9 protein-coding genes are annotated in these 10,075 nt (G+C 59.1%); 6 read left to right on the top strand and 3 right to left on the bottom strand.

The window, feature by feature from the left end:
• Window positions 1-31: 31 nt before the first annotated feature.
• Genes ACR0J8_RS05460 through ACR0J8_RS05450 form a run of 3 tightly spaced genes read left to right on the top strand, consistent with a single transcriptional unit; the run spans window position 32 to window position 3,147 of the window.
• Window positions 32-1,114 (top strand): ABC transporter permease, encoded by a 1,083-nt coding sequence (locus ACR0J8_RS05460; protein ID WP_170614852.1) that lies wholly within the window; start codon window positions 32-34, stop codon window positions 1,112-1,114.
• Window positions 1,115-1,117: 3 nt separating this feature from the next.
• Window positions 1,118-2,038, top strand: coding sequence for an ABC transporter permease (locus ACR0J8_RS05455; protein WP_170614853.1), 921 nt, complete (start codon window positions 1,118-1,120; stop codon window positions 2,036-2,038).
• A gap of 35 nt (window positions 2,039-2,073) precedes the next feature.
• Complete coding sequence (locus tag ACR0J8_RS05450; protein ID WP_170681068.1) at window positions 2,074-3,147, top strand: BMP family ABC transporter substrate-binding protein; 1,074 nt, start codon at window positions 2,074-2,076, stop codon at window positions 3,145-3,147.
• A 305-nt stretch (window positions 3,148-3,452) separates the two neighbouring features.
• Here ACR0J8_RS05450 and ACR0J8_RS05445 read toward each other — a convergent pair whose 3' ends face one another.
• A complete protein-coding gene (locus ACR0J8_RS05445) occupies window positions 3,453-4,685 on the bottom strand; it encodes an HlyD family secretion protein (protein WP_480889088.1) in 1,233 nt (410 codons plus the stop codon).
• Between the two features lie 3 nt (window positions 4,686-4,688).
• Window positions 4,689-5,090, bottom strand: coding sequence for a hypothetical protein (locus ACR0J8_RS05440; RefSeq protein ID WP_480524162.1), 402 nt, complete (start codon window positions 5,088-5,090; stop codon window positions 4,689-4,691).
• Between the two features lie 129 nt (window positions 5,091-5,219).
• Here ACR0J8_RS05440 and ACR0J8_RS05435 point away from each other — a divergent pair, with 129 nt between their 5' ends.
• The 3 genes from ACR0J8_RS05435 (at window position 5,220) to ACR0J8_RS05425 (ending at window position 7,347) form a co-directional block, all read left to right on the top strand.
• A complete protein-coding gene (locus tag ACR0J8_RS05435; protein WP_480524160.1) occupies window positions 5,220-6,293 on the top strand; it encodes an NAD(P)/FAD-dependent oxidoreductase in 1,074 nt (357 codons plus the stop codon).
• The gene (locus ACR0J8_RS05430; RefSeq protein WP_480524158.1) at window positions 6,290-6,943 is read left to right on the top strand and encodes a DUF938 domain-containing protein; all 654 of its coding nucleotides are present in this window, start codon (window positions 6,290-6,292) and stop codon (window positions 6,941-6,943) included. The genes ACR0J8_RS05435 and ACR0J8_RS05430 overlap by 4 nt, the downstream gene beginning before the upstream one ends.
• A 65-nt stretch (window positions 6,944-7,008) precedes the next feature.
• Window positions 7,009-7,347 carry a carboxymuconolactone decarboxylase family protein gene (locus tag ACR0J8_RS05425; protein ID WP_480524156.1) on the top strand — a complete coding sequence of 113 codons (339 nt, stop codon included), beginning with the start codon at window positions 7,009-7,011 and terminating at the stop codon, window positions 7,345-7,347.
• Between the two features lie 68 nt (window positions 7,348-7,415).
• On the opposite strand, the gene ACR0J8_RS05420 is transcribed toward ACR0J8_RS05425, so the two are convergent.
• A complete protein-coding gene (locus ACR0J8_RS05420) occupies window positions 7,416-9,923 on the bottom strand; it encodes a GcvT family protein (RefSeq protein ID WP_480524154.1) in 2,508 nt (835 codons plus the stop codon).
• Window positions 9,924-10,075: the final 152 nt, after the last annotated feature.

The raw sequence follows: 10,075 nt of genomic DNA, 5'->3' as shown, positions 1-10,075 counted from the left end.
AAAAAGATGAAGAACTTGGAGGGATGAGCAGGTGATTGTGTTGGAGAAACGGCCGCAGCCGTCCAAGGCGTGGTCTTATGCGACCCCTCTTGTGGCCGTGCTGGCAACGATGGTGTTTGGCGGGCTTTTGTTCGCTATTCTGGGCAAGAACCCGCTGCAGGCAATCGGCACCATCTTTTGGGAGCCATTGTTCGGTGAGTTTTCCTTTTACTACCGGCCGCAACTGCTGGTGAAAGGCGCGCCGCTGGTGCTGATCGCGATTGGCCTTTCGCTGGGTTTCCGGGCCGGCATCTGGAATATCGGTGCCGAGGGCCAGTATATCATGGGCGCCATATTCGGCGCTGCTGCGGGACTTGCGTTCTACCCATTGGAGGGCTGGTACATCTTCCCGATAATGGTGATCGCCGGTGCGTTTGGCGGCTGGCTGTGGGCGATGATCCCGGCCTTTTTGAAAGTGCGCTTTGGCACCAACGAAATCCTTGTTTCGCTGATGCTGGTCTATGTGGCCGAGCAGATGCTGGCCTCGGTTTCTCTTGGCCTGCTGAAGAATCCCGAAGGGTTCGGCTTTCCCGGCTCGCGCAACCTGCAATCCTATGAAAGCGCACATAATGCCGAGCTGATCGCGGGTTCGGGGATGCACTGGGGTGTCGTAACCGCCTTGATCGCGGTGATCTTTGCCTATGTGCTGCTGAACCGTCACATGCTCGGTTTTCACATCCGCCTGACAGGTGAGGCTCCGCGCGCCGCGAAATTCGCCGGTGTAAACCCTGCTCGTCTGATCCTGTTCTGCCTGGGCCTGTCCGGCATGCTGGCCGGGTTGGCAGGCATGTTCGAGGTCTCGGGACCGGCCGGTGTCGTCAGCATCGATTTCAATGTGGGCTACGGCTTTACTGCGATCATCGTGGCCTTTCTGGGCCGCCTGCACCCGGTGGGTATCCTGCTGGCCGGTGGCCTGATGGCGCTGACCTATATTGGCGGCGAAATCGCCCAGTCTCAGATGGGCCTGCCGGCCGCAGCCATTCAGGTGTTCCAGGGGATGCTTCTGTTCTTCCTGCTGGCATTCGATCTTCTGACAAACTACCGCATCCGTGCGGCCCGTAGCGAGGTGGCGTGACCCATGGACCTTGGTGAAATCAATCCCGTACTTCTGGTCGCCTCGCTGATGGTAGCCGCAACCCCACTGCTTCTGGCCGCGATCGGAGAGCTTGTCGTCGAAAAGGCTGGTGTTCTGAACCTTGGCGTTGAAGGCATGATGATTGTGGGCGCGATCAGCGGTTTTGCAATCTCGGTCGAAACCGGCTCGCCTTGGCTGGGATTCATCGCGGCTGCCATCGGCGGCGCCGTTCTGTCCCTTCTGTTCGTCCTGCTGACGCAGGTGGCGCTGGCCAATCAGGTCGCCAGTGGCCTTGCGCTGACGCTGTTCGGTCTAGGGTTCAGTGCATTGATGGGGCAGAGCTATGTAGGGATCAAACCGCCCAGCATGGGCGACATCCATATCCCTGTTCTGAGCGATATCCCGGTCATTGGCCCGATCCTGTTCCAGCACGATCCGATCCTATATGTCGGCATCGCTCTGACGGCCGCCGTCTGGGCCACGCTGAAATACACCCGTGTTGGTCTGATCCTGCGCGCGGTGGGTGAAAACCACGATGCGGCGCACGCCCTGGGCTACAAGGTCATCAAGATCCGCATCATGGCGATCCTGTTCGGCGGAGCCTGTGCCGGACTTGGCGGCGCGTACATCAGCCTGATCCGTGTTCCGCAGTGGACCGAGGGCATGACCGCCGGTGTTGGCTGGATTGCTCTGGCTTTGGTCGTGTTCGCAAGCTGGAAGCCGTGGCGTGCATTGCTGGGTGCTTATTTGTTTGGCGGAATCACGGTGTTGCAGCTTAATCTGCAGGCAGCGGGCGTTGCCATTCCAGTCGAGTATCTGGCAATGTCGCCATACATCATCACGATCCTTGTGCTTGTGATCCTTTCGGCCGACAAGAGCAGCGCACCTGCCTCACTGGGCCGGACCTTCCATGCCTCGCACTAGACGGGGCCAACTGAACCAACTTGGGGAGTAACTAAATGAAATTCACAACACTTCTGACAAGCGCCGCCATGGCGCTGGGTCTGGCGACAAGCGCCATGGCCGAAGACAAAACCAAGGTCGGGTTTGTTTATGTCGGCCCCGTGGGCGACGGCGGCTGGACCTATGAACACAACAAGGGCCGTCTGGCCGTTGAGGAGCATTTCGGTGACAAGGTCGAAACCGTATTTGTTGAATCGGTGCCCGAAGGCCCGGACGCCGAGCGTGTGATGACTCAGATGGCGCTGGAAGGTGCTGACCTGATCTTTACCACCTCGTTCGGCTACATGGACCCGACCATCAACGTGGCCAAGAAATTCCCGAACGTGAAGTTCGAGCACGCAACCGGCTACAAGACTGCCGACAACGTCTCGGTCTATTCGGCACGCTTTTATGAAGGCCGCGCCGTTCAGGGCCACATCGCAGGGAAAATGACCCAGTCGAACATCGTCGGTTACATCGGCTCGTACCCGATCCCCGAAGTGATCCGCGGCATCAACTCAGCCTACATCCATGCCAAGAAGGTGAACCCGGATGTCGATTTCAAAATTGTCTGGGCCTACACTTGGTTCGACCCGGCGAAAGAGGCCGACGCGGCCACTGTTCTGATCGAACAGGGCGCGGACGTGATCCTGCAGCATACCGACTCGACCGCGCCGCAGGCGGCCGCGCAAGAGGCAGGCAATGTCATCACGTTCGGTCAGGCCTCGGACATGAGCGAATACGCCCCGAAGCCACGCGTATCCTCGATCATCGACAACTGGGCGCCCTACTACATCGCGCGCACCCAGGCCGTTATGGATGGATCGTGGGAAACCGTGAACACCTGGGACGGCATCAAGGAAGGCATGGTTGAGATTGGCGAAATCTCGGACGCAGTGCCTGCCGACGTGAAAGAGGAAGCGCTGGCCATGAAGGCAGCCATTGCTGACGGCAGCTACCACCCGTTCACCGGCCCGCTGAAAAAGCAGGACGGCAGCGACTGGCTGGCCGAAGGTGAAGTGGCCGATGACGGTACTCTGGCCGGTATGAACTTCTATGTCGAAGGTCTGGAAGGTGAGATTCCGCAGTAAACACTGTAAGATTGAAACATTGGGGTTGGCCCTCGGGCCAACCCTTTTTTGTTTCCGTGGCAGCTACGGCACGGCAGATCGCCAGAATACAGCAGGACCTGATTTCAGTTGGCGACTGTTCCCCATCGCCCCAAGCACAGCCCGACCCTTACTGGCTGTCGTTCGCCAGCGTGCTTGCGGACCCTGGCGATTGGCTGGTTCCAGCCTTTTTGGACACCAAAGCCAACGTCGGAGACAGCTCCTGAACGGAACGCGAAACGCTGCCGCGAGACCGGCCGTTGCGCGTTAACCGGCAAGCTGATTGCTCAGTGCCCGCTCAGAACCAGCGTGTTGACCGGCATCAGGATCAGTCGCAGACGCAGGCCTGCCGCGTGGACGACACCGATCGTGTCGACGACATGCAGAAACGCAGCCTCCCAGAAACCCAGGTCTTCATGCTCCAGCCGCTCGTGGTTGTCCGTGTACACATTTGCCAGACAGTTGCTGCCGGCCGGAATGTCGTCCGCCATGCCTTTGTACAGGGGTTCGAGATAGACAAGGATCGACCCCGGCACCGTATTGGTCTGCACATCACGCAATTCGTCCGAGGGGCGGATCTGACCCGAGGGGATCACGTCCTGCACCTCGACCACGACCATCGGGATCACCGTAAACGGTTTGGTCATGCAGCCAAGCTCTCCGATCATGCCCGGCTTGATGACCTGTGCGGACAGCTGATTGAAGGCCGCCTGGAACCGGTCATGACCGGACGAGGACGGAACCAGAATACCAGCCGGGCGCAGCAGCGGGCTGACATAGTCGCCGACCTGCAATCCGAACTGTTCGACGCGGCCCGTAACCCCGGCATTGATGACGGTTTTATCCAGCTCGGTCAGGGCGGCGTCCAATTGTGCATTGGCGCTGGCCAATTGCGCGGGAATCAACTCTTCGATCTGTTGCACGACCGCAGCGCGCCGGGATTGGGCTGCTGTCATTTGGGCTTCACGCTCGGCCACCAGGTTTTCCAGGCGGTCGATTTCGGCCAGACGCACAGCGCTTGATCCTTCGTCGCGCAGGGTTGTATTGCGCTCAAGATCCTCCAGCGCCTGATCAAGCGCGGCCTTTGCGCCGGCAATCCCGGCTTCCGCCTCGGCCAGATCGGTTTGCGCGACTTTCAGCGAGGCCTGAACCTGCGCGATTTCGGCATGCGCCGCCTCGACCTGCGCGGTCTGGGTCAGATCCTCGATCCGGAAGATCGGTTGACCGGCCGTGACCTGTTCGTTGTTTCGAACGTAAACTTCGGATACGCGCCCGCCCAGTTGCGGCAGGATGGTGACAGTGCGGAAATAGGACGCCGCCGTGCTGCTGGCGGGATGAAAATAAAACAGGGTGGTGATCACGGTCAGCGCCAGAATGGCACATGTGGTCAGACCCCAGCGCAGTTCGTACCACATGGTGAACAGTGTGATCTCGTGTCCGATCCGCTTGCCCTGAACATAGCGTCGAAACAGATAATCCGGCAGCACCGTGACCAGCGCACACATCAATGTCTCAAGCATGAATTAGTGCTCCTGCTGCGGTTCTTGTGCCGGTTGTGGCGCGGGTGGTTCCGGCGCGCGCTGCGGCGCCAGGGACCGGATGGCATCGGCAATTCCACGCAGGGGTGCAGCAAAATCCGGGAACTGAAACCCGGCCACAAGGATCGCCGCGACCCAGAACAGACCGTTATGAGTGAACAACGCCAGCAGCGCCAGAATACCCACTAGCTGAAATTGCGGATGGTTGGACTGGTGTGCAATTTTCTCGGGGATCGAATGCAGGGTGAAATATGCAACCCCAAGCAAAACAATCACGACAACAGTAAAAACCAGCATGAAAGTGAAAAGAAAATCGCTTCCGTCTGCCTGTGTCACGTAGGACGGAATATGTCCCGTGGCCATCGGGTGTAATTCTGCGGCGTTCACCCTGCCCTCCCTTTATCTGATTGCCCACTGTTTGAATGGGTTGAAGCGCAAATTCAAGCCTGCTTGAATGACCTGACCCCGCTTCACGGGTTGTGTTCCATAAACATCGATTCAGACGGGTAAAACGAGTTGATTGATTTTCTGATCATTGGCGGCGGCATCGCCGGTCTGAGCGCGGGCGCACGCCTGTCGCAATTTGGCTCTGTCACCGTGCTGGAAGCGGAAGACGCGCTGGGGTATCACGCTTCGGGTCGGTCGGCTGCCCTGTTCGAAGAAAGCTATGGGCCACCGTCGGTGGTCGCGTTGAACAGGGCCGGTGCGCAGTTTCTGCAATCCGATAACGGCGGTTATCTGACACCTCGGGGGATCATGCTGGTTGCGGCACCCCATCAGGCCGAAGAATTCAGGAAAGATGCCGAAAACCTGAGCGTGGCGCCGATTTCCACGGAAGACGCCTTGGCCCGTGTCCCGATCCTGGACCCGGACACGCTGGCATTCGCGGCAGTTGGTCATGCCGCGTTTGACATCGACACGGACCGGTTGTTGCAGGACTTTGCCCGAACCATACGAAAGAACGGCGGCCAAATTCTGACCAGGCGCAAGGTCAATGCAATCAGCAAGCCCCGGCATTGGGAAATAAAGGCAGATCAGGTTTATCAGGCCCGGATGCTGGTCAATGCCGCTGGCGCATGGGCTGATGAAATCGCGGAACTGGCCGGGATCGCACCGCTCGGCATCACGCCGTATCGCAGATCGATGGCCCGCATTCCTGCGCCGGGCGGATATGACCTGCGCGGCTGGCCCATGATGCTGGGTGCCGGCGACAGCTGGTATGCCAAGCCGGACGCGGGAAACCTTATCGTGTCCCCTAGCGAGGCTGATCCCGTCGCCCCCCACGATGCCTATGCCGATGACATGGTTCTGGCTGAAGGGTTGGCCCGGTATGAAGCGATGGTCACGGAACCCGTCAACCGGGTTTTGGCGAACTGGGCGGGATTGCGCAGCTTTGCCCCGGACGGAACTCTGGTTCTGGGGCCTGATCCCGGCGACCCCTCGTTCGTCTGGTCCGTCGGTCAGGGCGGTTACGGGTTTCAGACCGCACCCGCTGCATCACAGCTTGTCGCGGATCTGACAACAGGCGCCGCCCCCGAACTGGATCAGGAAACAGTCGCCGCTTTGAGCCCGGCGAGGTTTTACGCATGACCCTCCGCAAATTGCCCTCGAACGCGAGCGTTGCGACGCCGGAGGCCGGCGGAAAATTGGTTGCTCCGGCCGCGAGCCGAAACAGCGGTGTTCTTTGCGACCTGTTGCTGCAATGGGCACCGCGTTCAGGTTCCGCGCTTGAGATTGCCAGCGGCACCGGCCAGCATGTCAGCGCCTTTGCGGCCACCCTGCCCGAAGTCAATTGGCAACCGACCGAAGTTGATCCTGTTCGCCGCACCAGCATCGACGCCTATACAACGGCCCTGGCCAACGTATCGAAGGCCGCACATCTGGATGCCACAACAGAAGGCTGGCACAGGCAGTTTGCAGAGCTCGACCTTGTGGTCCTGATCAACCTGCTTCACCTTATCAGTTGGGACGAAACAAAGACGCTTCTGACGGAAGTCGCCCTGGCGCTGTGCGTAAATGGGCGTTTTGTCCTTTATGGCCCGTTCAAGCGTTCCGGTACCCTGACCAGCGACGGTGACCAACGCTTTCATGACGCCCTTTTCCAGCAAGACCCTGAAATCGGGTACAAAAACGATGATGACATCGCTGAATTCATGGAAGGGCAAGGATTGAGTGTTGTCGAAAGAGTGGAGTTGCCTGCAAATAATCTAGCCTTCATTGCGGATAAACGCGGCAACTGATCAAGATCAAAGTCTAGTGGTGAACTTCGATATATTCCGTTTTTTGTATATAACGGAGAACGTCAATGACCTGGACGACAAAACTGTCTGAAACCCGAACCGGTTTGCGCAACCTGAATGGGGCGATTCCCGACACGGCGCGCGCCTTCGGCGCGTTGGGAAAATCTGTCAAAGAAGGCGGTGCGTTGGACTACAAGATCAAGGAATTCATCGCCCTTGGGATGTCGATCGCCGTGCGCTGTGAACCCTGCATCTCATTGCACACAGAAGCCCTTGTGAAAGCCGGGGCTTCACGCGACGAAGTCTCGGACGTGCTTTCAATGGCCATCCAGATGGGCGGTGGACCATCCATGATGTACGCGGCCAAGGCATTGGAATGTTTCGACGAACTTTCCATTAAGTAACAACAAGTTACCCTATAAGCCCAGCACAAAAGGCGGCGCACTTCAGGTGCACCGCCCGTGGTTCTTACTTAACCGTCCTTGCGGATGGTTTCGTTTTTCGGATCGTAGGGGCTGTCGCAGGTTACGACCGCATCCCACAGCTTGTCCTGAATTTTGACCTGCAGCTTGGTGCCTTCGACCGCCAATTCGGGCTTCACATAGCCCATGCCGATGGATTTCTCGAAGGCCACCGAGTAGCCGCCCGAGGTTAGACGACCCACGCGCTCACCTTCCGGCGTGTACAGCGCCTCGCGGCCCCACGGGTCGGCATCGTCCGGGCCGTCGATCAGCAGGGTGCAGCATTTCACGCGCACGCCGGTCTCTTCCAGCTTGGCCTTGCCGTAGAAGTCCTTGGACAGGTCAACAAAACGCGGCAGATCGGCTTCCAGCGGGGTTGCATCGCGGCCCAGTTCGGTGCCGAAGGCGCGATAGGATTTCTCCTGACGCAGCCAGTTCTGAGCGCGTGCACCGACCAGCTTCATACCGTGCTTCTCACCAGCTTTTTCCAGCAGGTCGAACAGGTAGTTCTGCATCTCGATCGGGTGGTGCAGTTCCCAGCCCAGCTCACCGGTATAGGCCACACGGATCGCGTTGACCGGGCACATACCCAGTTCGATCTGACGGGCCGATAGCCACGGGAAACGCTTGTTGGACAGAGCGGTTTCCGGATCGGCGTCTTTGATGACCTCTTTCAGCACGTCGCGCGACTTGGGCCCGGCGATGGCGAAGACGCCCCACTGGGTGGTCACGTCCTGGATCTCGATGTAACCGAACTCCTCCATCTTGTCCTCGGCCGCTTTTCGCAGGTAGTCGGCGTCGTACTCGGTCCAGGCACCGGCCGAGACGATGTAGTAGTTATTCTCGCCATTGCGGACGATGGTGTACTCGGTGCGGGTGGTGCCGTGCGACGTCAGCGCGTAGGTCAGGTTGATACGACCGACCTTGGGCAGCTTGTTGCAGGTGAACCAATCCAGGAATTGCGTCGCACCGGGGCCTTTGACGACATGCTTGGTGAAGGCCGACGCGTCGATCAGGCCAACGCCTTCGCGGATCGCCTTGGCTTCTTCGACGGCATGTTGCCACCAGCCACCACGGCGGAACGAGCGGCTTTCCTTGTCGAAGTTGTCAGGTGCATCGACGGGGCCGAAATAGTTCGGGCGTTCCCACCCGTTGACCCATCCGAACTGTGCGCCACGTGCTTTCTGCCGATCATAGGCCGGAACGGTACGCAGCGGACGGCAGGCTTCACGCTCTTCATCCGGGTGGTGCAGGATGTAGACGTGCTCATAACACTCTTCGTTCTTGCGCGCCGCGAACTCGGTGGTCATCCAGTTCGACGAATAGCGTTTCGGGTCCAGCGAGGCCATGTCGATCTCGGCTTCGCCATCGACCATCATCTGAGCCAGATAATAGCCGGTGCCGCCCGCGGCGGTGATACCGAACGAGAAACCTTCGGCCAGCCACATGTTGCGCAAGCCCGGTGCCGGACCGACCAGCGGGTTGCCGTCAGGGGTGTAGCAGATCGGGCCGTTGAAATCGTCTTTCAGACCGGATTCGGCACAGGACGGCACACGTTCGGCCATTGCCATGTACTGATCCGCGATCCGGTCCAGATCCAGCGGGAACAGGTCGGCACGGAAGCTGTCCGGCACGCCATGTTCAAAGCGCGCGGGTGCGCCGTGCTCATAGATACCCAGAATCCAGCCGCCACGTTCTTCACGCGCATAGGATTCGTTGTCCGCGTCGCGCACGACGGGGTGTTCCGGGTTGCCCGCTTCACGCCATTTGCCCAGCTCAGGGTCCTTGTCCATGACGATGAAAGTGTGTTCGACCGGAATCGCGGGCATCTTGATGCCCAGCATCTTGGCGGTGCGCTGTGCGTGGTTGCCCGATGCGGTCACGACATGCTCGGCTGTGATCACGACCTTCTCGTCGCTTTCGACAAGGTTGCCACCCTTTTCCACCATTTTGGTGCAGGTGACTTCCCAATGGGTGCCGTTCCAGTGGAACGCGTCGGCCTGCATCTTGCGCACGATGTCTACGCCACGCTGACGGGCCCCCTTGGCCATCGCCTGTGTTACGTCCGCAGGGTTTATGTAGCCGTCTTCGGTGTGGTAGATCGCACCCTTCAGGTCCGAGGTCTCGATCAGCGGCCAGCGTTCCTTGATCTGCTCGGGTGTCAGCCACTCGTAGGCGACGTCGCAGGTTTCGGCTGTGGACGCATAGAGCATGTATTCGTCCATACGCTCTTGCGTTTGCGCCATGCGCAGGTTGCCGACCACGGCGAAACCTGCGTTCAGGCCGGTTTCCTCCTCGAGCGTCTTGTAGAAATCGACCGAGTATTTGTGGATGTGAGTTGTCGCATAGGACATGTTGAACAGCGGCAGCAGACCGGCGGCGTGCCAGGTCGATCCGGACGTCAATTCGTCCCGCTCGATCAGCATCACATCGTCCCAGCCCGCCTTGGCCAGATGATACGCAATCGAGGTGCCGACGGCGCCGCCGCCAACGACCAGTGCTTTGACTTGGGTTTTCATGTGCCCGCTCTCCGGAATGAATCTGTTTGGCATGGTTTATGACGAATGGCGCATCTGACCGCAAAGTCCATCCGACGCAAAAACGGACAAAACCGACCTTAGTGCACGAACAACAGAAGTTCGGTCAGCTGAAGATCGTTGAATTTGAGTAT

The sequence above is a fragment of the Ruegeria sp. N11 genome (genome assembly GCF_056531525.1).
This window is presented reverse-complemented; position numbering and strand designations above follow the sequence as displayed.